Below are 23572 nucleotides of genomic sequence, written 5' to 3' on the forward strand. Positions count from 1 at the left end.
GTATGACCGAGACAGCGAGTGGCGACAAGCGACTGAGGTTCCAGTTCTTCTCGCTGCTGCTGGCGCTCGCCACCGGGGCGGGGGTGGGACTGCTGGCCGGGTTCATCGGTGCCTCGGTGTACGAGAGGCAGTGCCTCCCGGATGAGGAGTGCTGGGCCCTGCTGGCCGGCCTCAGTGTCGGCCTGATCGCCGCGGGCGTCACCGCCGCGATCACCGTCATCGCGCTGGCCGTGGTCACCGGAGCCGGAGTGGCGTTCGGTGTGGGAGCGGCCATCGCGTTCGTGCTCGCAGCCGCCGCGGGCCTCGCCTGGTTCGAGGGGTGGGTTCCACTCCTGTGCCTGGGGGCCGCTCTCGCCCTGGTCGGCGCGTTCACCCTTGGGACCGGGAAGCGGCCGAAGCCGCTAGCGATCCTGCTGGCGGTCGCCGTGCTCGCCATCGCCGCCTACCCCGCGGGCAAGCGGTTCTACGAGGTCCGCCAGGTGCAGCACAGCATCGAGAGCCTGATCGAGCGGCCGCTCCAGCCGGACCTGGCAGACGCGGATCTCTGGAGTGTCAACTACGGAACCAAAGGGGGTCGGGTACCTCGTCCAGGAGCCCGAGCGCACAACCGGCAAGCGGCCCACCGATGTCGAGGTCGAAGTCCGGGTACTGCGCCCCGCCCCGTCGCCCTGCACAGGTTTCGCCGACCTGGCCCCGGCCGCCACCAAGGACTGCGCTGAGCTCCAGCCCGGCGTCTGGCGTGGCCGCGACGCCCACAAGGCCCACTTCTGGGTCCGCGGCGACGGCGACCAGTGGGCCCACGTGGTGGCCGGCCACCACCTCGACGACAGCTCCCTGCAGGGAGCTCATGACGCCCGGGCTGAGCAGGTCGCCCGGTCCCTGAAGCCGGGATCGGCCTGGCCGCTCGCCGCAGCCGCGACGGACTGCAAGTTCTGCGCCTGGCCCGCTTGATTGTCCGCGATGTGGACACTTTGCGCTCAAGGCAACCTAACCGGAGCCTCGCTCGTCAGTAAAAGTGTTGGGGTGGCAGGCCGGGCGGGGTCGCCACCCCTCCATACTTCCCCGCCGACAGGCGCGGACGTCCGGCGGAACCTCTCAGGGGCAGGTTCCGCCGGAAGTTTTTGCCCGGGAGGTCGTGGCGGCCGATCAGCCGCCACGACCCCAGGGTCAGCCCGCCAACGAGCCCAGGGGATCAGCCGTAGTTCCGGTTGATCGACTGTGACGGTGTCGGGCTCGGCTTGGTCTCGGCAACCCGCTTCTCGCTCGGGTGGACGCCCGCCTCGATCCCCTTCAGCGTCCCGAGCAGTTCGAGCTCGGCCAGCGTCACCCCGTCAGCCCCGGCCGCCGGAGTCATCACCAGCCGGTACTGCGTAAACGCCCGCGGCCCGGCGACGCTGAACGACCTCGTGTACGCCGGGAACGCCCACGCCTGGCCACTCCGCTTGTCCACCTCGGTCCACGTCGTCCCGTCGTTCGACCCTTCGAGCGTCCACGCCGACGGCGCGGTACCGGTCGTTCCGCTGGTCAGCGTGTACATCGTGACCGGCCGTCCCTGTTGCAGCTGAACCGTCACGGTCGGCTTCGCGCCGGCCAGCGTGACCTGCGTCTTCGAGTCGTTGTCGGTCAGTGCGGTGACGTCCACTCCGCCCGCCGAGACCACGGCGCCGGAGTCCTCGGTCGAGTCGCGCCACGTCTTCGGGTCCTCGCCCGGGGTCGTGATCGACGGGGGAGCGTCGTTGCGGCCGGTGCCCCAGGTCGACGGCTGGTCGGTCATGTCGAACTCGATCTTGCCGCCGGAAGCGATCAGGTCGTGCGGCAACGCGGTCGAGGTCCACTTCTTGCCGTTGACCCTGACGCCCTTCACGTACTTGTTCGTTGCGCTGTTGTTCGGCGCGCTGACGGTCAGCTTCTTGCCACCGCCCAGCCGCACCGTCGCCTTGGTGAACAGCGGCGCACCGATCGCGTACGACGGCGAGCCCACCTGCAGCGGGTAGAAGCCGAGCATGCTGAACAGGTACCACGCGGACATCTCGCCGTTGTCCTCGTCGCCCGGGTAGCCCTGGCCGATCTCCGACCCCAGGTACAGCCGCTCGAGCACCTCGCGCACTTTTTCTTGCGTCTTCGACGGCTGGCCCACGAAGTTGTACATGTACGCGATGTGGTGCGACGGCTGGTTGCTGTGGCCGTACTGGCCCATCCGCACGTCCCGCGCTTCGAGCATCTCGTGGATCGTGCCGCCGTACCCGCCGGTGTGCAACGCGTCTTCCGGCGTACTGAAGAACTCGTCGAGCTTCTTGGCCAGACCTTCGCGGCCGCCGTACAGGGCAGCCAGGCCGGCACCGTCCTGTGGGGTCGAGAAGGCCATGTTCCAGGCGTTCGTCTCGGTGTAGTCGTGACCCCAGTCGCGCGGGTCGAAGGTGCTCGGCGAGTGGCCCCAGACGCCGTCCGGTCCCTTGCCCTGGAAGAAGTTCAGCGCCGGGTCGAACAGCGTCACGTAGTTGCGCGCGCGGTTCAGGTAGTAGTCGTAGTTGTCGAGGTACTCCTGCCTGAGCGGGTCGCTCTTCTTCGCGGCGTCGTACAGCGCCTTCGACATGTTCGCGATGCCGAAGTCGTTGATGTAGCCGTCCATCGACCAGCTGAAGCCCTCGCCGGTGGTGTTCGCGGTGTAGCCGTTGAACACCGAGCGGTCCAGGCCCTTGCGGCCGACGTTGTCAGACGGCGGACGGGCCGACGCGTTCTTGAGTGCCGCGTCGTACGCCGCCTGGACGTCGATGCCCTTGATCCCCTTGAGATAGGCATCGGCGAAGGCGACGTCCGAGCTGGTACCGACCATCAGGTTGGCGTAGCCCGGCGACGACCAGCGCGAGATCCAGCCGCCGTCCTTGTACTGCTGGACGAATCCGTTGACCAGGTCGTCCGCGGTGTCCTGCGAAAACAGGCTGTACGCCGGCCAGACGGTTCGGTAGGTGTCCCAGAACCCGTTGTTCACATAGGTCTGGCCGGACACGATCTTCGAGCCGGTCGTGGTGGGGGTGTCGGGCCCGACCTTGGGTGAGGTCGGCGACGCGTAGGTGATCACCGGGTTCTTCGCCGTACCGGTGTTCTCCGAGCCGTTGTTCGGGTAGAGGAACAGCCGGTAGAGGTTCGAGTAGAGCGTCGTGAGCTGGTCGGCCGTCGCGTCCTCGACCTGGATCGTGCTGAGCTTGGCGTCCCAGGCTTCCTGCGCCGCGTTGCGGACCTTCTCGAACCGGCTGCCCTCGGGCAGTTCGAGCTCGAGGTTCTTCTTCGCCTGCGCCGTACCGATCAACGAGGTCGCCATCCGCAGTTGGACCTGCTTCACCTTCGGGTCGAAGGAGAAGTAGCCGCCGACGTTGGCGCCTCCACCGTTGGTGAGCTTGCCGCTGGCAACTACCTTCTGGTCGACCACGCCGTACACGAACAGCCGGCCGGCACCGGTGGACAGACCGCTCTTCACGTCGCTGTAGCCGGTGACGACACCCGTCTCCGGGTCGAGGGTCAGGCCGCCGAGGTTGCTGGTGTTGTCGAACACCAGCGAGGCCTTGCCCGCCGGGAACGAGAACCGCAGCATCGCCGCGTGGTCGGTCGGGCTCAGCTCGACCGCGTTGCCGTTGTCGAAGGTGACGCCGTAGTAGTACGGCCGGGCGGTCTCGTTGTCGTGGCTGAACGCCCAGGCCCGCGCCTTGCGGTTCGCGGTCGGCGTCTCGGCAGTGGACGGCATCACCTGGAAGGTCTGCCGGTCACCCATCCACGGGCTCGGCTCGTGGCTGATCGAGAACGCCTGGATCTCCGGCTTGTTCTGGTCGTTGTTGCCCTTGGCGTAGTCGTACAGCCAGGAGATCGAGCCGGCGTTCGTCACCGGCGTCCAGAAGTTGAAGCCGTGCGGTACGGCGGTCGCCGGGAAGTTGTTGCCCCGGGAGAAGCCGCCGGTGGAGTTCGTCCCGCGGGTGGTGATGGCCAGGTCCGAGGGGTGATGCCGGGCGATCTTCTGCGCGGCGGCGTCCGAGTGGGTCGCCTTGCTGATCCGGATGTCGTCGATCCAGCCGCGGAAGTCGGCCGGCCCGGACGGCTTGTCGTACCCGACCAGGATCCGGGTGACCGTCTTGCCCGCCGCCACCTTGCCCAGGTCGGCCTCGATGTTGTTCCACTGGTTCGTGGACAGACCCTTGGCGTCGCCCTGGCCGCGCGGGCTGAGCTCGAAGCCGTGGTGGTCCTTGGCCTTCAGATCGCTCAGGTAGGTGCCGTCGGAGAAGGCCAGGTCCACCGCCGCGAACGTGCTCGGGTAGCTGAGGTCACCCTCGATGTGCTCGGGGAAGATCTTGTATCCGAGCCGGGTGTCCGGGCCGATCGTCAGGTCCACGTCGGCGATCTTGTTCCAGGTGTAGCCGCGGCCCTCGGCGGTCTGGTGGCCGGCGTACCGGAAGCTCTTGACGCCGGTGAAGCCGGTCCGGGCGCGCGCGTTGTAGGCGCTGGTCGGCCCGGAGTCGAGGCGCGACTCGGCGTTCTCACCGGGCGGCGGCAGCGGGGCGCCGTTGGACAGGTACCAGTCGGCGAGCTGGACGATGTTCTCACCGTGGTTCAGCGTGACGTCGAACTTGAAGAACTTGTACGCCGTCTCGTTGCCGAACGTGTACTCCTTGGTCTGGAACCGGGTGGCGAAGTCCTCGCCGGTCCGGGTGTCCAGCGCCGTCCAGGTGGTGCCGTCGTTCGAGCCGGACACGGTCCAGTTCTTCGGGTCGCGGCCGGGCGCGTCGTTGGCCGAGGTGAGCGCGTACTTGCGGATCACCACCGGCGCCGACGTCTCGTAGATCAGCCAGCCGGTCGGCTGGAACACCAGCCACTTGGTGAACTTGTCGCCGTCGGCCGCGTTGGTCGCGATCTCACCGCCACCGGTGTTCTCGCCGTTCGCGGTCACCTTGACGACCTTGTCCATCTCGCTGCCGCCGATCCCGGTCGGCGTCGGTCCGCGGACACCGTCGGCCCGCGGCTTCCCGTCCGGGCCGGTCTCGACCGCGTCGGTGTACCCGGGCTGAGGCTGGCCCGGCTCGAAGGAGGTGAAGAAGCTGGAACCGGCGACGGCCGGCTGCGCCTCGGCGGCCGGATTCGCGTCGGAGGCGGCGTTGGCTGACGTCGATGAGGACATAGCAGTCATTGTCACAACAAGACCGAGGGACGTGACGAGCCCCAGTGGGCGGCGGAGTGGGCGGCGGAGATCCATCTACGCTCCTTGCACGACAAGCCCGGCGTACGGCGGCCGCCGTGTACCGGAGGTTTTACGCGGCCCCGATGACAAGGTTGTCAGCCCGCGTCGGGGTGATCCTGCCCATCCGATCACCGATGGTCAAGAGTTCGTCGCACACCGTTCCCGACCGGCCGCCCGATCAGACGTCTTTGGCGAGACGCCTGGTGCCCCGGCGGTAGGTTGCTGGGTATGGACGGATTCGGGGACAGGGTGCTCGTGACCGGCGCGGCCGGCTTCATCGGACGGGCCGTGGTGGCGGCCTTGCGGGCGCGGGACCTGCCGGTGACGGCGGTGGATCGTGAGCCGCCGGACGCTGCCTGGTCCACCGACGAGGGTGTCACCGCGATCACCGGTGACCTGGCCGACCAAGAGATCTGTATCCGGGCTTTCGAGACCCGCCCGCGAGCAGTGGTCCACCTGGCGGCACTGACGTCGGTACTGCGCTCCGTCGACGCCCCGATGCGAACCTTCGCCGAGAACGTCACCATCACCCAGGTGCTGCTCGAACTGTCCCGGGGCAGCGGCGTGGACAGCTTCGTGCTGGCCTCGACCAACGCGGTGGTCGGCGATGTCGGCACCGACACGATCACTGCCGACCGTCCGTTGCGCCCGCTCACGCCGTACGGCGCGACAAAGGCCGCGGGCGAGATGCTGCTCTCGGCGTACTCCGGGAGCTACGGGCTGGCGACGGCCGCACTGCGGTTCACCAACGTGTACGGCCCGGGCATGGCGCACAAGGACAGCTTCGTGCCGCGGATGATGCGCGCCGCGCTGGCCGGCACGGGTGTCCAGGTCTACGGCGACGGCAAGCAGCGCCGGGACCTCGTGTACGTCGATGACGCGGTCGGCGCGGTCATCCTGGCCCTCGACACTCGTTTTGACGGCCGGGCCATCATCGGCTCGGGCAACTCGGTCTCCGTGCTCGACCTGGTCGAGGCAGTGCGAGCGGTGACGGGTGCCGCAGTACCGGCTGAGCATGTGGAGGCGCCGGCTGGGGAGATGCCGGCAGTAGTGGTCGATGTGTCCGCCAGCGCGGAGACGCTCGGCTACCGGCCCACGGTTTCGCTGGAGGACGGCCTGGCTCGGACGTGGCAGTACTTCCGGGCTCAGTAAGGCGGACCCTCCGGTCCCACTGGCTGCTCGCCATCTTCCTGGTGGCGGGCCTGGTACTGCGTGTGCTGGCGACGGTCGCGTACCGCCCGGCCATCCTCTACACCGACTCGGTGCAGTACCTGAACAACATGGAGGACCTGAGGCCGGACCAGCTCAACCCGATCGGCTACGACTTCGTCCTCAAGCCACTGGTCGACCTTGGCGGCCTCACTGCCGTGGTGATCGTCCAGCACCTCGCAGGGCTGGCTCTGGGCGTTGCCATCTACGCGCTGGCTCGCAGGCTCACTGTCTACAGGTGGCTGGCGGCTCTGGCGGCTGCACCGATCCTGCTCGACGCCTACCAGGTGCAGATCGAGCAGAACATCATGGCCGAGACCACCTTCGACGTACTGCTCGTGGCAGCCCTCTGGACGCTGCTGGGCTGGGGCAAGCCAGGCTGGAAGCGGGCGCTCGCGGCCGGCCTCCTCCTGGGTGCTGCCTTCGCAGTACGCACGATCGGCATCACTCTGATAGCTGCAGTGGTCCTGTACCTGATCGTGGCTTTCCGCGACCGCCGGCTCGTACTGCGAATCGCTGCCGCACTAGCCGGCTTCGCAGTCGTGTTCGGCGCATACGTCGGCTACATGCACGGCGAGACGGGTAAGTGGGCCATCTCCGGTGCCGACAACCAGGTCCTGTACGGCCGGACCGCAGTGGTCGCCGACTGCGCCAAGCTGCCGCTCAACGACGGCACCAAGCTCTTCTGCCCCAAGGAGCCGCTCGGCCAGCGTCTCGGCGTCGACAACTATGCCCACAACCACTACGGCGACCCGAACTGGCCCGGCCCACTCCCACCCGGTACTACGAAGCAGCAGTTGGCCCAGGAGTTCAGTGCCCTGGTGATCCGGCATCAGCCGCTCGACGTCGCAGTCGCCGTCGTGAAGGACTTCCTCAAGGGTTTCGCCCCCACGAGAACCTCTCTGCCAGAAGACGTGCCCCTGGACCGCTGGCAGTTCCAGCTGACCTACCCGTACCTGGACCAGCCCAACACGACGAAGGCCTCGCAGCTGTGGGGTGGGATGGCCCCACACGTCAACCACGACCCAGCCGCAGTACTGCGGGCCTACCAGCTCAATGGCGGCTACACGTCGGGTCTGGCGCTCGGGATCGCAGTACTGATCGCACTGGCTGCTGTAGCCGGCTTGGGGCGGGCAAAGGAGTCAGGGCTTCGCTCAGCAGCTCTGCTGCCGGCTGCTGGCGGAGTGATCCTGCTACTGGGCTCTGCAGCGTTTGAGTTCTCCTGGCGCTATCAGTTGCCGGGGCTTGTGCTGTTCCCGCTGGCTGGGGCTATCGGGTTGCGGGCCATGCTGGGCAAGGATCAGGCGCGAGCGCCGCTGGCGAGCTACCCGGATGAGACTGATTCCGGGGCGCTGGCCGACTTCCGGGCCAGACACGGCGATGTGGCTTTTGCGCCGGTCGTTGTGGTGATTGCCGCCTACAACGAAGCCGGCGGCATCGGGGCCGTCCTGGCTGACATGCCTAAGACCTGTGCCGGGTTGCCGGTCGACGTACTGGTTGTGGTGGATGGCGCCGAGGACAACACGGCAGAGATCGCCGCAGCGCATGGTGCCTTCGTTTGTGTTGCCCCGCGCAACCGTGGGCAGGGCGCCGCGCTTCGGCTCGGCTATCACCTCGCAGGAGAGGGCGGAGCGGAGTACGTCGCCACGACGGATGCGGACGGTCAGTACGACAACAGCGAGCTCGAGGTGCTGTTGCAGCCGATCCTGGACGGCAAGGCGGACTTCGTCACGGGCTCACGCCGACTGGGTGAGGAGGACGCGGACAGCAGGTTGCGATGGCTCGGTGTGCGCGTATTCGCTGCCCTGGCGTCGATTCTGACCCGCCGGCGGCTGACCGACACGTCATTCGGGTTCCGCGCCATGCGGGCAGCGCTTGCCTGCCAGGTGACGCTGCGCGAGCCGCAGTACCAGTCGTCGGAGCTGCTGCTCGGAGTACTGGCCAGTGGTGCTCGCGTTGTCGAGTTGCCGATGACCATGCGGCGCCGCGGTGACGGAACGAGCAAGAAGGGGCCGGGACTCGTCTACGGCGCCAACTACGCGCGGGTGATGCTCACTACTTGGTGGCGGGAGTACGTGCCACGCACAGTACGGTTTGGCCGAAAGGAACGCGCACCCGGCGCTCCACCGCCCGCGTGACCGGTACTACGAACCTGTCGTAGATGGCGACCAGTCTGGGATTGGGTGCGGTGCTCCCGCCGCGCCGAACCGCTGCCCACCAAGCGATCCCACCCAACAGGTTGACCGGCTTCGCCACCTCGACCTCGAGCCCGGCTCTCCGCACCGCGGCGCTCACGGTGGCCGGCGTGTAGCGGCGAAAGTGCCCGACCCGGCGGTCGAACTCGCCGTACAGCTGCTGGTAGCCGGGAACCCACAAGACGATGCTGCCTCCCGGTACGACGAGTTTCGCCAACGAGGCAAGGGCGGCCGCATCGTCCTCGAGGTGTTCCAGCACGTTGATCGCGATCACCGATTCGACCGGCTCGGCCAGCGAGAACTCCTTGCCCAGAGCAAACTGTCGCGCCTCGACCTCGGGCCGGTCGCCGAAACGCTTGGCCAGCAAGGCGACCGCGCCAGGATCCGCGTCGGTGACGACCAAGCGGTCCAGTCCACTCAGCCCGGCGGCGAACTCGCCGAGGCCGGCGCCGACCTCGAGCACCGAGCGTCCGCAGTACGGGAGGATCAGTTCGCGCTGGTAGCGGCGATAGCGCGGCTGATCGGCGCCGCCTTGCTCGAGGGCGCGTCCGGTGGCGCTGCTGAAGGCTCCGGAATGTTCTTGCATCCAGCCCATTCTGCACCGTCCGCCCCAGCCGTTCCGGGTGCGCGTCGATTCACAGGAGATTGCCAGGGTTCGGTCAGGTGATTCCCGTCTGAGCTGGGTACACAAGGAGAGATCGGCAACATTTCCGTCTGGAAGGTGGTTGGTCCGTGCGCGTACTCGTCCTGGGTGGTGACGGCTATCTGGGGTGGCCGACCGCGCTGCATCTGTCCGACAGTGGGCATCAGACGGCGGTGCTCGACAACTTCGCCCGGCGCGGGTACGACCGCGAGCTCGGAGTCGACAGTCTCGTCCCGATCGAGGACCTGGACACCCGGGTGGCCGCGTGGCAGGAGGTGTCGGGGCAACAGATCACGGCGTACACGGGTGATCTGTGCGATGCCGAGTTCGTCGATCGGGTCCTGCACGAGTTCCGGCCGGAGGCGATCGTGCACTTCGCCGAGCAGCGCGCCGCGCCGTACTCGATGATCGACCGGGCGCACGCCGTCTACACCCAGCAGAACAACGTGATCGGCACACTCAACCTGATGTACGCCGTCGCCGAGCTCGATCCGGACATCCACCTGGTCAAGCTGGGCACGATGGGCGAGTACGGCACGCCCAACATCGACATCGAAGAAGGCTGGCTGGACGTCGAGCACAACGGCCGCACGGACCGGATGCTCTATCCGAAGAAGCCTGGCTCGATCTACCACCTGAGCAAGGTGCACGACTCGCACAACCTGGAGTTCGGCTGCCGGGTCTGGGGCCTGCGGGTCACCGATCTCAACCAGGGGGTGGTCTACGGGCAGCAGACGCCGCAGACCGCGCGGGATCCACGGCTGGCCACCCGGCTGGACTACGACGCGGTGTTCGGCACGGTGCTGAACCGCTTCGTCATCCAGGCCGTGCTGGGTGAGCCGTTGACCGTCTACGGCACCGGCGGGCAGACCCGCGGCCTGCTGGATATCCGGGACACCGTCGAGTGCATCCGGCTCGCCGTCGAGAACCCGGCCAACGCGGGGGAGTTCCGGGTCTTCAACCAGATGACGGAGAGCTACTCGGTCCGCGAGATCGCCGCCCTGGTCGCCGAGTGCTTCCCCGGTCCGGTCCAGATCGAGCATCTGGAGAACCCACGCGTCGAGCAGCCGGAGCACTACTACAACGTCAAGCACACCGGTCTGGTCGGCCTGGGCCTGCAGCCGCACCTGCTGTCGGAGACCCTGATCGAGTCGATGTTCGACATCGTCGCCGAACACAAGGACCGGGTGAACCTGGCCGCCCTGCTCCCCACCGTCCGCTGGCGCACCTGACCTGAGCGTGGGGGGTGTCGGCGAAGTTGAGGGATCACCCCTCATGCGTCACAGCACCGATGCGAACAGGCTGATACCAGCAGCCGAGCCGCGATCCAGCGGCCCCTACTGGAGGTACAGCCCATGTTCCGCAGGACCAGCATCGCCCTGGCTACCGCCGCGGTGGCCGCCACAGCCACGGTCGCCGCACCCGGTACCGCGAACGCCGAGATCGGCATCCCGGTGCCGTGCGTCGAGAGCCACGACCTGGCCGGCGCCAACTTCAACGTCAAGCTCTGCGGCGTCAGCGACGTCGACCAGGACCGGATCGGACTCGACGGCCTCGGCCTCTACTACTGCGGGCCCGCTTCACTGCTCAACGTCATGTACTACTTCAACCGGCACGACGGCGCTCCGCTGGGCTACGGCACCGACAAGGTCGCCGACCTGGACCCCAAGGATCCGGCCGACTTCGCGAAGACCACCTCGTTCCTGTACCGGATCGGCGTCGACGCGCAGTACAAGCCGCCGGGTACGAGCACGAAGAACCTGCGCCACGCCTTCGACGTCGCGGCCACGCCGGCCGTCCAGGCGAACTGGGCTGTCAAGAGCGGCTACGTCGACTCGAAGAGCACCGACAACTTCTCCGGCGAGCTGGCCGCGCGGCTCTCGGACGGCCCGGTGCAGATGGTGATCGGCTTCTACAAGACCCAGTACGGCGGAGTCGAGCGGGAGAGCGGCCATCTGGTCACCGTCACGTCGGCGAAGGGGCTCTTCGGGGACGACGAGCTGACCATCACGTACGCCGACCCGTCACTGGCCAGTGACAAGAACATCGGTGACTTCTTCAAGACCCAGTCGGCGTACCGGTCGGAGACGGCCACGCTGAAGAAGACCCTGATCCACGAGTACCTGCGTCCGGAGGACGACCCGGCGACGGTCGTGGACGAGAGCACCAAGCTCGGCACCTGGCGCTGGGTCAACCGGTGGAAGCTCAGCGGGGTCGACTACAACTCCAATCTGACTCCGATGGTCGAGGGCTTCAACTGGTTCGACATGGACAAGCAGGGCTACCAGGGCCACTGAGTTTCACCGGGTGCCGGCGACCAGCAGGATCGGGAGTACGGCTAGGAAGCGGTCGCGGTGGCCGCGGTCGGCTTGTTCGGCCAGCCAGCCGTCGGCGTCCTCCCGGGTGATCAGCGCCTTGGAGACCGCCGCCGACGCCGCACCCTCCAACTGCTTGGCCAGCTGCCGGTACTCCGTGACTACCTCGGTGTGGACGACGACCTCGACGTCCTGGAAGCCGGTGTCGAGCAGCAGATTGCGGAACCCACGGGCAGCCCGGGGCGAGACCGATCGTGACTCCAGCCCGAGTTCGATCACGTCAGTCAGGTCCTGGTCGTCGCTGTCGAGCATGAGAAAGCCGTAGTCCTGCCCGACGAGCACGATCCGGCTGCCTGGTCGCAGTACCCGCCAGGCCTCGGCCAGCGTGGGCTGGGGGTCCTCGAGCAGGTGGAAGAGCCGGGCCGCGCGGTAGCCGTCGACCGACTCGTCTTCGAGCGGTAGCTGGTCGGAAGAGGCCACGTGGAACACCGCGTCCGGCGTACGGGAGCGGGCGGTGGCGATCGCGGCGGGATCGGAGTCCACGCCGATCGTCTTGACTTGCGCGCGGCTCAGCTCATCGACCGCGTGCCCGGCACCGCAGGCCACGTCCACGCAGGTGTCGCCGGGTCCGAGGCGGAGCAGCCGGTACGACTCGGCCCGCAGCGCGAGCGCGCCGGGCGTCTGTTCGATCCGGTCCAGAAATGTCGTTTCACCCATGGAACCAACGCTGCAACTTCAGGTGCACCTGAAGTCAAGACCGGCGGTCACCCGGCACGAGCGACCGCCGGACCCAGCTCAGTCCATCGAGACCTTGTCGAAGATCGTGGTGGTGAAGCGGACGTCCACGCCGACCTCGTCGCCGACGGCGGGCGGGGCCACCGATGACGGCAGGAAGAGCATGCTGGCCTGCATGTGCGGTGGCTCGGCGAACCAGCGCTGCTTGCCCTCTATCGTGAACGGCGACAGCGCCATCCCGGCCGCGTCCAGGCTACCCTTCGCCATCGCGATCGCGCGCTGCCGGACGGTTGCTGCCGCGGTGGGAGCCTCCAGACCGACGCCGTGCGCAGTACCGCCGGAGACCACCAGGATGTGGCCGTCGCCGGCGACTCGGCGCTGCCGGTAGCCGACGCGCTCGCCGCGGCGTACGGAGTGGACGTCGAGGACCGTCGCGCGCACGGTGAAGGCGCCGCGGTCACCGAGCCACAGGCCGGTGCCCATCCGGAGCTTCACGTTCTCGCCGATGTCCGCGAGCTTCTGCTGCGGGACGTGCGACACCCACAACGGTCCGTTGCGGACCGCCCGGGCGGCGCGGCCGAGCTCCTGAGCCTCCCGGATGTTCGCGGACGTACCGCCCGCGCCCATCGGGAAGTGCAGCGACCAGCCTTCGAACTTGATCCGGTCCAGCGCGTTCAGCAGCATCGTGTGCCGCAGTTCGCGGGCGCCGATGCCGTGCCGGCGCATCGAGGTCTGCACCTCGATCAGGACCCGGCTGCCGGCCGGGATCGAGACCAGGTCGGCCAGCCGGCTGACCGTGTGGATGACGTTCTTGCCCTGCGGGATCTCCAGGAACGGGCGCCAGGGCGAGAGCACCACGACGTCGTCCTTGAAGTCGGGCGGGACCTCGGTGTAGGTGCCGACCGCGACCGTCTTCGCGCCGAACGCGCGGGACTCGGCCAGCAGCCGGGTGTTGCCGACGCCGTACCCGTTGCCCTTGGCGACCGGGATGATGTCGGGGTTCCACGTGGAACGAAGATGGTCGCGCCATCGATCGGAATCGATGTGCAGGATCAGGGGCATGTTGTCATCGCCGTCTCATGTAGAGGTCGAATGCGGTGTAGAGCGCCTTGTTCAACGGCAGATCCCACTCACCGACGTACTCGACGGCTTCGCCGCCGGTGCCGACCTTGAACTGGATCAACCCGACATGCGGGTCGTTCGGGTCCAAGGTGTCGGTGATGCCCCGTAGGTCGTACACGGACGCGCCCGCGGCGAGCGCGTCCGACATCATCCGCCACTGGATCGCGTTCGATCCACGGACGTCTCGCTTGGCGGTCGAGCTGGCACCGTAGGAGTACCAGGAGTGACCGCCCACCCGGACCCAGATCGTCGACGCGACCAGATCGCCCTCGTGGTGGGCGTTGTAGACCCGGAAGTCACAGCAGTCGGCGGGCTGGTGGGCCATCGCCTCGTACATCTTCACGAAGTACGGCAGCGGCCGCGGCGTGAAGTGGTCCCGCTCGGCCGTCTCGACGTACAGGGCGTGGAAGGCCTTGAGGTCCTCGATATTGCCCTGGCTGACCTCGACGCCCAGCTTGTCGGCCTTCTTGATGTTGCGGCGCCAGAGCTGGTTCATGCCCTTGAGCAGGTCGTCCTCGGACCTGCCGGCCAGCGGCACCTGGAACACGTACTGCGGCTGGCCCGCGGCGAAGCCCTCGCCGACCCGCGGCGGCTTCCAGCCGAGCGCGCGCAACTGCGCCGACACGGTCGCGCCGGACGGCTCGATCACGTCCGGCCGGACATCGCCGAGCTTGGGCTGCTGCCCGCCGGCGATCGCGTCCTTGATCGTCTTCGCGCTCCACCGCCGGGTCGCCACCGGCGGTCCCATCCGCAGCCCGAACGCACCCTCTTTCTGGGTGTGTGCGGCGAGCGGGCGCAGGTAGCGCCCCAGGTCGATCGCGTCCCAGTCGATCACCGGGCCCTCGGGCAGGTAGGCGAGGTAGCGCTTGACCTTCGGCATCTGCCGGTAGAGCACCAGCGCGACACCGACGAGCTGCTCCGGAGCGGCCGGATCGAACCAGCCCAGCGACTCGAATTGCCACTCGTTCTTCACCGCCGCCCACCCGGGGGTCTGCAGGAAGCTCGCCGACGGCTGCGCCGCGATGTAGGCGGCGTGCTGCTCGGCGGAGATGGGCCGGATGCTCAAGTCACTCACGGTCGGTCAGGTTACCGGCCCGAGGCGCCAGACCGTAGCCGAGCCGGAGAGCCTGACCGCTGAGCGCGATCGAAGGACGCTCCCGCCACCGGCGATCCAGGTCGGCTAGGTTCGTGGTTTACCCGGGGAGAGGGGGAACAAATGGGTGCGCCAGGTGACCGTCCGCTGCGCGCGGACGCCCAGCGCAACCGCGAGCTGCTGCTCGACGCCGCGGCCCGGGCCTTCGTGAACTGTGGCTCCGAGGCGACGCTGGAGGGGATCGCCAAGAACGCCGGTGTCGGGATCGGCACGCTCTACCGGCACTTCCCGACCCGCGAAGCGCTGGTCGAGGCGGTCTACCGCAACGAGCTCGCGGCGGTCTGTGCCGCCGCCCCCGAACTGCTCACCGCCATGTCCCCGGTCGAGGCGACCCGGGCCTGGATGGACCGCTTCGTCGACTTCATGACCCGCAAGATCGGGATGGCCGACGCGCTGCGAGCCCTGATCGCCTCCGGAGCCGATCCGTACGCGCACAGCTTCGAGCTGTTGGTGGGCGCGATCCAGCCGCTGCTGGAGGCTGCCGCCGCGGCCGGCGAGATCCGCGAGGATTTCGCTGCCGAGGACGTGCTGGCGAGCCTGAGCGGAGTCGCGCTGGCCGTCGGCTCCAACCGCGAGCAGGCCGGCCGCCTGCTCGACCTGCTCCTGGACGGCCTGCGCTACCGCGCCTGAAGCCGGGCCCGGATCCGGAACCGATGGTTCCGTACGACGAACGGCCCGGTGGCCCGGATCTGCTGGTCGAGCGCCCGCAGCGCCGGCTCGTACTTGTCCACGTCGAAGTCCGGCACCTGCCACGGGATCGCCTTGAGGTGGTAGACCAGCGCGCCGACGTCGGCGAAGGCGAACTCCGGGTACTCCTCAGCGACCTCCAGCATCTCGAAGCCCTGGGCGACAAGGGTCCGCACGAGGGCTTCCGCAGTACCGGCTTCGGGAGAGCCTGGCGGGACGGCGCTGGCCGGAGCGCCGAGTGCTTCGTTGATGCCGCGGTCGTTGTGGCCGCCGACTTGCTGGGTCAGCAGGATGCCGCCGGGGCGTAGTACCCGGGCCACCTCGGAGGGGGTCAGCCGGCCGTGGCGGTTCAGGACCAGGTCGACGGAGTCGTCATCCACCGGCAGTGGGTCCGTGCCGGCGTGCATGCGGACGTCGACGCCGAGCGGGCCCAGCCGGTCGCGGGCGATCGGCAGGTTCGGGAGGTGCCCCTCGGTCGCGATGGTTGCCTCCGGCAAGGGAGCGAACGAGGCCAGGAGTTCGCCGCCGCCGGTGTCCAGGTCGAGGAGCCGGGTCGCCCGCTGGAGCTCGGCCCGCGCCAGGTCGTCGTACGACCAGGACAGGGGGCGACTGGTCGCCCGGTCGCCGAGCCATCCGAAGTCCCAGCCTTGGAAGGAGGCGGAGAGAGCCTGGTCGACGAGCTCGGCGTAGGGAAGCATGCGCTCCACCGTACGGACGGTGCTGGGCCCGCGCACGGCGTTTTCTAGGGTGGGGCCATGGACAAGGTGGCGTTGGTGACTGGGTCGACCTCTGGGATCGGGGAGGCGACTGCTAGGCGGTTCGCCGCTGACGGGCTGACAGTGGTGGTGCACTCGCGCAGTAGCCGGGAGGCGGGGGAGGCGCTGGCTGCGGAGCTCGGGGGGAGCTACCTGCAGGCTGACCTCGAGCAGGAGGATGAAGCGGCCGGGCTGGTGCCACAGGTGCTTGCCGCGCACGGGCGTCTCGACGTATTGGTGAACAACGCCGGCATCAGCTGGCCTGTGCCGCACGCTGAGCTTGATGCGCTGACTGCCGCGGACTGGCGCCGGCTGCTCGAGGTCAACCTGATCGCACCCTGGTTGCTCTGTACTGCTGCCCTGCCGGCGCTCCGCGAGTCGCGAGGCGCCATCGTGAACGTCACCAGCCATGCCGGCGTCCGCCCGAAGGGCAGCTCGATCGCGTACGCCGCAAGCAAGGCGGCGCTGAACCACGTGACCAAGCTGCTCGCCGCGGCGCTCGGCCCCGAAGTACGGGTGAATGCCGTCGCGCCCGGGCTGGTCGACACTCCGATGACCGCTGACTGGACCGCCGCCCAGGAGCTGTGGAAAACCGTGAGCCCGATGCGGCGAGCAGCGCAGCCATCCGACGTCGCCGACCTGATCGCAACGCTCGCTGGACACGACTACCTGACCGGTGAAGTCATCCTTCTCGACGGCGGCCTCAACCTCGTCCGTTGATGAGTCAGGACTTCCGGCGGTTGTGGGCCGCTTTTGCGATCAGCGCGATCGGGAGTGGGATCGGGTACGGCGCGTTGCCGCTGGTCGCGGTGCTTGTCCTCGACGTGAGCACCTTCCAGGTCTCGCTGCTGGCTGCCCTGTCGGCGGTGGCAGGGGCAGTGCTGGCCCTGCCGATGGGCGACTTCATCGAGCAGCACCGCAAGCGGCCGGTGATGATCGCGGCGGACCTGGTGCGGTTCGGAGCGCTGCTGAGCGTGCCGGTCGCCGCATGGCTCGGCGTGCTCACCTACAGCCAGCTCTGTGTGGTCGGCGTCGTCCAGGGCGCTGCGCTGATCGCGTTCACGGCCGCGAGTGGCGCGCACCTGAAGGCGCTGGTGTCGGCCGAGAGCCGAGCTGAGGCGAACAGCCGCTTCGAGTCGACCACCTGGACCACGCTGAGCGTCGGCCCGCCGATCGGCGGCGCACTGGTCACCCTGGTCGGAGCGCCGCTCACGCTGGCGATCGACGCCTTCTCGTACCTGCTGTCAGCTCTCGGCGTCCGCCGCATCCGGCGGCCCGAGCCTGCACCGGTACGCCGCCAGACCCGTCGCGACCTCACCGCCGGCTGGCGCTACATCTGGCGTGACCGCGGCCTGCGCTCCCTGTTCTGGAACTCCCAGCTCTTCGGCGGCCCGCTGATGATGACCGCCCCGCTCCTCCCGGTGCTGATGCTTCGCGACCTGCACATGCAGCCGTGGCAGTACGGCTTCGTGGCCGGCGTGCCGTGTCTCGGTGGCGTGCTCGGCGCCTGGCTCGCACCTCGCCTCACCCGTTGGCTGGGGCTGCACCGCATGCTGCTGGTCTTCGGCGTACTGCGCACGCCGTGGATGCTGTTGTTGCCCTTGGCAACTTCAGGCGTCGACGGCTTCGTGCTCCTGATCGTCGCCGAGACGTGTCTGCTGGTTGCCGCCGGCGCGTTCAACCCGTCGTTCGCGACGTACCGGATGGAGGTGACCGACGACGGGTTCATGGCGCGAGTGCTCACGTCGTGGTCGATCACCTCGCGATCCGTCCAGCCCGCGTTCATGGCAGCGGGCGGCGTACTGGCTGGGCTGACCAGCCTGCGTACTGCGATGGTGGTCGCCGGTGCGTTGTGCCTGGTCAGCGCCTTCGTGCTGCCGTGGCGGTCGGTCAGACGAGCCGCATCGCCTGTGCCAGCCTGACCAGGTTGCCCATCACGCCGTCGTTGTCCTCCCTCGCGTCGAGATACTCGATCGCCTCGTCCGGCGGGAGGACCAGGACCTCGGTGATCTGCTCGCCGTCCGGGGGATTGGTCGGCTTGGCATCGACCACGACGTCGACCACGTAGTTGGCCCAGTACGAGACCGGATGCGGCAGATGCGGCCGGTACGGCGCCGGGCGGCGATGGTCGGCCCGATGCCCGCCCAGCCAGATCAGCGGGCCGGTCACTCGGGCGCCGGCTTCCTCGAGGAGTTCGCGTTCCACCAGTTGGTCGACCGTCTCGTCCGGCTCGCGGGTGCCGCCGGGCAGGAAGCGCCAACCCAGGTCGTTCGCGCAGACCACGATGCCGCCGTCGGTCCGGCCGACGACATGGGCGTTGCTGATCAGCTCGTCGGGCGGCTGCTCGGTACCGAACTGAACGTCGAGTTCACCCCAGGGCCAGTGGCCGGGTGCATACAAGTCGGGAAACCGATCCGCCCAGGTCTGCATCGGGTCATTCTCGCCTGGTGCGGGTCCGCTGCCGGTCTGCGGTAGCGTCCCGCGCATGGCTGCTGCCGAACCGAATCCCGAGCGCGCCCAGCGCACCACCCTCCGCGTCCTGTGGGTCTGCGCCGCGCTCACCGTGTTCGTCGGCGTGTTCCTGGTCGCCGACATCACCAAGTCGGCCGACAGCTACGGCACCGGGGCCTGGGTCGGTGTCGCGCTGGCCGCACTCTCAGTCCTCGCCCTGATCACTCTGTACGTCGCGTGCGCGCTCGGCCGGGTGACGCTGGGCACCCAGGTCGGCCGGACGAACCTGTTCCAGCTGTCAGCCGTCTGCCTGGTCATCGCGGTGGGCGCCGACATCCTGATCCCCGGCCGCGAGACCGGCGGCCTCGCGCTCCTGCTGCCGTGGGGCATCACCTACTGGCTGCACAACCTGAACCGCCCTGCTGCCTAGGTGAGGTGGGTCCGCAGGTAGTCGAGGTCGGCCTTCTGGCCCTGTTCGCCGTTCGGCGTCTCGACCACCACTGGAGCGTCGGCGGCCTTGACCACCGCGACGATCTCGGCCGGGTCGATCTCGCCCTCCTCGAAGTTGCTGTGCCGGTCAGCGCCTGAGCCGAACGCGTCGCGCGACCCGTTCGCGTGCACCAGGTCGATCCGGCCGGTGATCGCCTTGACCTTCTTGACCACGGTCGGCAGCTCCTCGCCGGCCGCGTGGAAGTGACAGGTGTCCAGGCAGAAGCCGACCCGGTCGACGTTCTCGTTGCCGGACTTCTGCACCGCGTCCCACAGCCGGGCGATCCGGTCCAGCTTGCGGGCCATCGCGTTCTCGCCGCCCGCGGTGTTCTCGATCAGCAGCGGGACCGGCAGGTCGGCGCGCTCGATGCACTTGCGCCAGTTGTCGAAGCCCGCCTCGGGGTCGTCCTCCTCGCCGACGTGCCCGCCGTGCACGATGACGCCCTTGGCGCCGATCTCGGCCGCCTTGTCGAGCGTCTGCTGCAGCAGCTTGCGGCTCGGGATCCGGATCCGGTTGTTCAGGGTCGCCACGTTCAGCCGGTACGGCGCGTGCACGTACAGGTCGACGCCGGCGGCTTCGGCGCGAGACTTCAGCGCCTCCGCGCCGTCGGCGTACGCGACCTTCGGCGCCTTGTAGTCCTGCGGGTTGCCGAGGAAGAACTGGACCAGCTCGGCTCCCCGATCGGCGGCCTCGGCCAACGGGTCGATCTGCTCGACGTGCGCCCCTAGCTTCAAGCTCATGCCAGTCACCCTATGACCGGCCGCCGACAGTTCCTGGCGACCCCCAGCCCTCGGAGCGGGTGACCGGCCTGGCGTCCTCCACCGGCGGCTGGACCGGACGGCCCTCGAACTCCGTGGAGAGCACCACATGAGTGTTGATCTCCCCATGCTCGCCGAGCCGTTCGAAGAGCCCCTCCAGATGCCGCATGGAGGCCACCCGGACCCGCAGCATCGTGCAGGAGTTGCCGCTGAGCTTGTGGATCTCCAGTACTTCGGGGAAGTCCTGGGCGCGTGTCGTCTTCAACAGGCAGCGCCCGGTGGTGCACCGCATCTGCACGAAGGCGGACAGCGGCTGACCCGCGCGCGCCGGATCGACCTGCGCCTTGTAGCCGACGATCACGCCGGACTCCTCCAACCGGCGTACCCGGTCCGCAACAGCCGGTGGCGACAGGTTCACCCGCTTGCCCAGCTGGTTGTAGGACAGTCGCCCGTCAGCCTGCAGCTCCGCCAGGATCTGCCAGTCAGTGGCGTCCAGGTTTCGCTCCTGAAAGGTCATCTGTCCAGAACACCTTCGATATCGCGGCTTCGCAAGACCTGATGCCTTGTTTCGCGCATTCTGTGGACCGATCAGCCTTTCTAGCGTTGAGACATGCTGATTCCCGTCATTCTGGCCGCCGCCCTGATGAACGCCGCGATGGTCGCCGCGAGCGCCGTGAGCACGATCCTGATCGCTGAAGACCTGTCGCCGGGGCTGGCCGGATTGCCGAACACGGCCGGCGTACTGGGCACGGCAGCGGGCGCAGTAGCCGTCGGCAGATGGACTGCCCGGTTCGGCCGGGCCCAAGCTCTCAGGGCGGGGTACTGCGTGGCTGTGGCGGGCGGTGCCTTGACAGTGCTCGCCGCTGTGGGCGCACCCGTCGCACTGCTCTTCGTAGGAATGCTCCTGCTCGGCGCCGGCAACGCGGCAAGCCTCCTGTCCCGGTACGCCGCCGCTGACGCGGTAGACCCCCGGCGCCGAGCCGCAGCCATGAGCACAGTCGTCTGGGCCAGTACTGCGGGCGCGGCCGGCGGGCCGTTCCTTCTGCAGCCGGCCCAGTCGGTGGCGACCTCGCTTGGGCTGCCGCCTCTGGCAGGGCCGTTCGTGCTCGCCGTAGCGGCCACCTTTGCGGCACTACTCGCAGCCAGCCGGATTTGCCCGCCCCAGCAGCCGCAGTACGAGTTGTCGGAGCCGCAGCACGGCGAGGTGCCTGTTCGCTTGGATGCGACGGTGGTTGTGGCTGCTGGGGTGATGTTGATCGGTCAGCTGGTGATGGTCGCCATGATGACCTCGGTGCCGGTCCACGTGCATCACCACGGACAGGGGCTCGGGGCGCTCGGCCTGATGCTGTCCGTCCACACGCTGGGGATGTTCGCCTTCGCTCCGATTACCGGCTGGTGGATCGACCGGGCTGGACCGCGGCCGGTCGTGATCGCGGGACTCGCAACTGTCATCGTCTCGGCACTGACAGTGGCCGGGCCGAGCAGATCGACCTTCACTCTGGCCCTGTTCCTGCTCGGATACGGCTGGAACCTCTGCTATCTGGGCGGCAGCGCCATGCTCGCCGGTGGGTCACGCCTCGAGAGTCGCGTCGAGGCTGGGGTCTGGGCAGTCTCCGCGCTTGCCACGGCCGCGTCGACCTGGCTCTTCTCGGCCGGCGGGTTCCTGTTGCTGGCGGTAGTCTCCGTAGTACTGGGTCTTCCGCTGCTCGTGGTTGTCGCCTGGCGCCGTCGGCCGGATGCGCCGGTACCGGCTGGAACCCTCGTGGGTTCGGGTGCCCCGGAACAGGCCTGTGGATAGTGGTCAAGAGCACGTCCAGGCGCTGGTATTCTGTTGGTGTGGGCCCGGTCCTTCGACCGGGCTTACTGCTTGACCCAAGTTCTACCCAGTTCGACGCCGGCGGCGATTGCCGGCGCCGGGCACGCATCGCCCTCCTGCCACGGAAAGACCGTGGCCGCCAAAGTCCGAAGGAGGTGGAGTTCGCGCATGCGTCGTTATGAAGTCATGGTGATCCTCGACCCTGAGCTCGAAGAGCGCACCGTGGAACCGTCCCTCGACACGTACCTGAACATCGTCCGCAAGGAAGGTGGCACGGTCGAGAAGCTCGACATCTGGGGCCGTCGCAAGCTGGCCTACGACGTCAAGAAGAAGTCCGAGGGCATTTACGCCATCATCGACCTGACCGCCACGCCGGCGGTCGTGAAGGAACTCGACCGTCAGCTCACGCTGAACGAGTCGATCCTGCGCACCAAGGTCATCCGTCCGGACCAGCACTGATCCCTGGGGTCGTCAGCAGCTCCAGTGTCGGTGCCATCCGCTACTGATAGCTGTAGACACAGCCACACCCGAAAGCAGGAGGAACGGCAATGGCAGGCGAAACCGTCGTCACACTGGTCGGCAATCTTGTCGACGACCCTGAACTCCGGTTCACCCCGTCCGGTGCGGCCGTCGCGAACTTCCGCGTCGCGTCGACCCCGCGGACGTACGACCGGCAGTCAGGTGAATGGAAGGACGGCGAGTCGCTGTTCCTGAGTTGTTCCGTCTGGCGGCAGGCCGCGGAGAACGTGGCCGAGTCGCTGCAGCGCGGCATGCGCGTGATCGTGCAGGGCCGGCTGAAGTCGCGCTCGTACGACGACCGTGAGGGCAACAAGCGCACGGTCTTCGAGATCGACGTCGACGAGGTGGGCCCGAGCCTGCGCAGCGCCACCGCCAAGGTGACCAAGGCGATGCGCTCGGGTCCCGGCGGCGACGGCGGCGGCTTCGGTGGTGGCGGCGGCAACCAGGGTGGTGGTTTCGGCGGTGGGCAGGGTGCTGCCCCGCAGAACGACCCCTGGGCGACGCCGGCCGGTGGCGGTGGCGGTGGCGGCCAGTCCGCTCCGCAGAACGACCCCTGGGCGGGCCAGAGCGGCGGCGGCTCGATGGAAGAGCCTCCGTTCTGATCCGGTCGGAACCCATGTTTAACCGAGTGACCATTCCGGCAGTAGCCGGGCTCTAGTAGTAGGAAGAGAGCACCACAATGGCCAAGATCATTCGGAAGCCGAAGAAGAAGGTCTGCGGCTTCTGCAAGGACAAGGCAACGTACGTCGATTACAAGGACACCGGCTTGCTGCGCAAGTTCATCTCCGACCGCGGCAAGATCCGCGCGCGTCGGGTGACGGGCAACTGCGTGCAGCACCAGCGCGATGTGGCCACCGCAATCAAGAACGCTCGCGAGGTGGCTCTGCTGCCTTACACGAGCACCGCTCGCTGAGGGAGGTCTGAGACATGAAGCTCATCCTGGCGCAGGAGGTCGAGGGCCTCGGAGCCCCCGGCGACATCGTCGAGGTCAAGGACGGTTACGGCCGCAACTACCTCGTACCGCGTGGTCTGGCCATCGGCTGGACCCGTGGCGCGGAGAAGCAGATCCAGTCGATCAAGCGGGCGCGTGACGCCCGGGCGATCCAGGGCAAGGAGCACGCGAGCGAGGTCAAGAACCAGCTCGAGCAGCTCGGCGTCAAGCTGGACGTGAAGGCCGGCGAGACCGGTCGCCTGTTCGGCTCGGTCACCCCGGCGGACATCGCCGGCGCGATCAAGTCCGCCGGCGGCCCGCTGGTCGAGAAGCGTGCGATCGCGATCGGTTCGCCGATCAAGACCACCGGCAAGCACCAGGTCTCGGTGCAGCTGCACCCCGACGTGGCCGCCACCGTACGTCTCGAGGTCGTAGCCGTCTGACGGCCACACCTCAAAGCAACACCCCGAAGGCCCGCCTCTCTAACCCAGAGGCGGGCCTTCGCATTTGCGTGGGAACTGCCGACGCAGGAGCCGAGAGGGCGGGTGCCTACGGCAACCAGCTTCGGCTGG

Annotated in this window: 23 protein-coding genes; 14 read left to right on the forward strand and 9 right to left on the reverse strand. The window is 68.1% G+C overall.

Translation table 11 applies throughout. The annotated features are described in order from the left end of the window. The first annotated feature begins 2 nt into the window (after nucleotides 1-2). The gene (locus AB0F51_RS10560; RefSeq protein ID WP_360277124.1) at nucleotides 3-719 is read left to right on the forward strand and encodes a hypothetical protein; all 717 of its coding nucleotides are present in this window, start codon (nucleotides 3-5) and stop codon (nucleotides 717-719) included. A gap of 473 nt (nucleotides 720-1192) precedes the next feature. Here the strand turns inward: AB0F51_RS10560 and AB0F51_RS10565 are convergent, their stop codons facing one another. After that, nucleotides 1193-5161, reverse strand: coding sequence for a GH92 family glycosyl hydrolase (locus AB0F51_RS10565; protein WP_360277127.1), 3969 nt, complete (start codon nucleotides 5159-5161; stop codon nucleotides 1193-1195). Nucleotides 5162-5449: 288 nt separating this feature from the next. On the opposite strand from AB0F51_RS10565, the gene AB0F51_RS10570 reads away from it, so the two are divergent. Together AB0F51_RS10570 and AB0F51_RS10575 are read left to right on the forward strand one after the other, a co-directional pair. Further along, complete coding sequence (locus tag AB0F51_RS10570; protein ID WP_360277130.1) at nucleotides 5450-6373, forward strand: NAD-dependent epimerase/dehydratase family protein; 924 nt, start codon at nucleotides 5450-5452, stop codon at nucleotides 6371-6373. Beyond that, complete coding sequence (locus AB0F51_RS10575) at nucleotides 6349-8568, forward strand: glycosyltransferase family 2 protein (RefSeq protein ID WP_360277133.1); 2220 nt, start codon at nucleotides 6349-6351, stop codon at nucleotides 8566-8568. The genes AB0F51_RS10570 and AB0F51_RS10575 overlap by 25 nt, the downstream gene beginning before the upstream one ends. Here the strand turns inward: AB0F51_RS10575 and AB0F51_RS10580 are convergent. Further along, nucleotides 8486-9211, reverse strand: coding sequence for a methyltransferase (locus tag AB0F51_RS10580; RefSeq protein WP_360277136.1), 726 nt, complete (start codon nucleotides 9209-9211; stop codon nucleotides 8486-8488). The genes AB0F51_RS10575 and AB0F51_RS10580 overlap by 83 nt on opposite strands. A gap of 146 nt (nucleotides 9212-9357) precedes the next feature. Between AB0F51_RS10580 and AB0F51_RS10585 the strand changes: the two genes are divergently transcribed. Continuing rightward, on the forward strand, nucleotides 9358-10500 hold the full coding sequence (locus tag AB0F51_RS10585; RefSeq protein ID WP_360277139.1) for an NAD-dependent epimerase/dehydratase family protein: 1143 nt from the start codon (nucleotides 9358-9360) through the stop codon (nucleotides 10498-10500). Between the two features lie 123 nt (nucleotides 10501-10623). Further along, a complete protein-coding gene (locus AB0F51_RS10590) occupies nucleotides 10624-11565 on the forward strand; it encodes a hypothetical protein (protein WP_360277142.1) in 942 nt (313 codons plus the stop codon). A 3-nt stretch (nucleotides 11566-11568) separates the two neighbouring features. Here AB0F51_RS10590 and AB0F51_RS10595 read toward each other — a convergent pair whose 3' ends face one another. The 3 genes from AB0F51_RS10595 to AB0F51_RS10605 all read right to left on the reverse strand — a co-directional run bounded on the left by AB0F51_RS10595 (nucleotide 11569) and on the right by AB0F51_RS10605 (nucleotide 14515). Continuing rightward, complete coding sequence (locus tag AB0F51_RS10595) at nucleotides 11569-12300, reverse strand: methyltransferase domain-containing protein (RefSeq protein ID WP_360277145.1); 732 nt, start codon at nucleotides 12298-12300, stop codon at nucleotides 11569-11571. Between the two features lie 78 nt (nucleotides 12301-12378). Next, entirely contained in the window at nucleotides 12379-13380 is a 1002-nt protein-coding gene (locus AB0F51_RS10600) for an alanine racemase (RefSeq protein ID WP_360277147.1), read from the reverse strand. 4 nt (nucleotides 13381-13384) lie between these two features. After that, complete coding sequence (locus AB0F51_RS10605) at nucleotides 13385-14515, reverse strand: peptidoglycan bridge formation glycyltransferase FemA/FemB family protein (RefSeq protein ID WP_360277150.1); 1131 nt, start codon at nucleotides 14513-14515, stop codon at nucleotides 13385-13387. 141 nt (nucleotides 14516-14656) lie between these two features. Between AB0F51_RS10605 and AB0F51_RS10610 the strand changes: the two genes are divergently transcribed. Next, nucleotides 14657-15223 (forward strand): TetR/AcrR family transcriptional regulator, encoded by a 567-nt coding sequence (locus AB0F51_RS10610; RefSeq protein WP_360277153.1) that lies wholly within the window; start codon nucleotides 14657-14659, stop codon nucleotides 15221-15223. Here AB0F51_RS10610 and AB0F51_RS10615 read toward each other — a convergent pair. Next, nucleotides 15211-15987: a methyltransferase domain-containing protein gene (locus AB0F51_RS10615; protein WP_360277155.1), complete on the reverse strand. Its 777-nt coding sequence runs from the start codon at nucleotides 15985-15987 to the stop codon at nucleotides 15211-15213. The two genes, AB0F51_RS10610 and AB0F51_RS10615, sit on opposite strands and share 13 nt — an antisense overlap. Nucleotides 15988-16035: 48 nt before the next feature. Here AB0F51_RS10615 and AB0F51_RS10620 point away from each other — a divergent pair, with 48 nt between their 5' ends. Both AB0F51_RS10620 and AB0F51_RS10625 read left to right on the forward strand, forming a co-directional pair. Continuing rightward, nucleotides 16036-16755 (forward strand): SDR family oxidoreductase, encoded by a 720-nt coding sequence (locus AB0F51_RS10620; RefSeq protein ID WP_360277158.1) that lies wholly within the window; start codon nucleotides 16036-16038, stop codon nucleotides 16753-16755. Further along, nucleotides 16755-17957, forward strand: coding sequence for an MFS transporter (locus AB0F51_RS10625; protein ID WP_360277161.1), 1203 nt, complete (start codon nucleotides 16755-16757; stop codon nucleotides 17955-17957). Before AB0F51_RS10620 ends, AB0F51_RS10625 begins: the two co-directional genes overlap by 1 nt. On the opposite strand, the gene AB0F51_RS10630 is transcribed toward AB0F51_RS10625, so the two are convergent. Then, nucleotides 17926-18465 carry an NUDIX domain-containing protein gene (locus AB0F51_RS10630; RefSeq protein WP_360277164.1) on the reverse strand — a complete coding sequence of 180 codons (540 nt, stop codon included), beginning with the start codon at nucleotides 18463-18465 and terminating at the stop codon, nucleotides 17926-17928. The genes AB0F51_RS10625 and AB0F51_RS10630 overlap by 32 nt on opposite strands. Before the next feature lie 55 nt (nucleotides 18466-18520). Between AB0F51_RS10630 and AB0F51_RS10635 the strand changes: the two genes are divergently transcribed. After that, complete coding sequence (locus AB0F51_RS10635) at nucleotides 18521-18916, forward strand: hypothetical protein (protein WP_360277167.1); 396 nt, start codon at nucleotides 18521-18523, stop codon at nucleotides 18914-18916. On the opposite strand, the gene AB0F51_RS10640 is transcribed toward AB0F51_RS10635, so the two are convergent. Continuing rightward, on the reverse strand, nucleotides 18913-19716 hold the full coding sequence (locus AB0F51_RS10640; protein WP_360277170.1) for a deoxyribonuclease IV: 804 nt from the start codon (nucleotides 19714-19716) through the stop codon (nucleotides 18913-18915). The genes AB0F51_RS10635 and AB0F51_RS10640 overlap by 4 nt on opposite strands. Nucleotides 19717-19726: 10 nt before the next feature. Further along, complete coding sequence (locus AB0F51_RS10645; RefSeq protein WP_360277174.1) at nucleotides 19727-20251, reverse strand: Lrp/AsnC family transcriptional regulator; 525 nt, start codon at nucleotides 20249-20251, stop codon at nucleotides 19727-19729. Nucleotides 20252-20344: 93 nt separating this feature from the next. Between AB0F51_RS10645 and AB0F51_RS10650 the strand changes: the two genes are divergently transcribed. The 5 genes from AB0F51_RS10650 to rplI all read left to right on the forward strand — a co-directional run bounded on the left by AB0F51_RS10650 (nucleotide 20345) and on the right by rplI (nucleotide 23443). After that, nucleotides 20345-21532, forward strand: a complete 1188-nt coding sequence (locus AB0F51_RS10650; RefSeq protein ID WP_360277177.1) for an MFS transporter — start codon at nucleotides 20345-20347, stop codon at nucleotides 21530-21532. Nucleotides 21533-21718: 186 nt separating this feature from the next. Continuing rightward, entirely contained in the window at nucleotides 21719-22009 is a 291-nt protein-coding gene (gene rpsF, locus AB0F51_RS10655) for a 30S ribosomal protein S6 (RefSeq protein WP_164601910.1), read from the forward strand. Between the two features lie 89 nt (nucleotides 22010-22098). Further along, nucleotides 22099-22671 (forward strand): single-stranded DNA-binding protein, encoded by a 573-nt coding sequence (locus AB0F51_RS10660; RefSeq protein WP_360277180.1) that lies wholly within the window; start codon nucleotides 22099-22101, stop codon nucleotides 22669-22671. Nucleotides 22672-22748: 77 nt separating this feature from the next. After that, nucleotides 22749-22982, forward strand: a complete 234-nt coding sequence (rpsR, locus tag AB0F51_RS10665) for a 30S ribosomal protein S18 (protein WP_020390880.1) — start codon at nucleotides 22749-22751, stop codon at nucleotides 22980-22982. 14 nt (nucleotides 22983-22996) lie between these two features. Further along, nucleotides 22997-23443 (forward strand): 50S ribosomal protein L9, encoded by a 447-nt coding sequence (rplI, locus tag AB0F51_RS10670; RefSeq protein ID WP_360277183.1) that lies wholly within the window; start codon nucleotides 22997-22999, stop codon nucleotides 23441-23443. Nucleotides 23444-23572: the final 129 nt, after the last annotated feature.

The sequence above is a fragment of the Kribbella sp. NPDC023855 genome, assembly GCF_040639475.1.
GTDB lineage: Bacteria > Actinomycetota > Actinomycetes > Propionibacteriales > Kribbellaceae > Kribbella.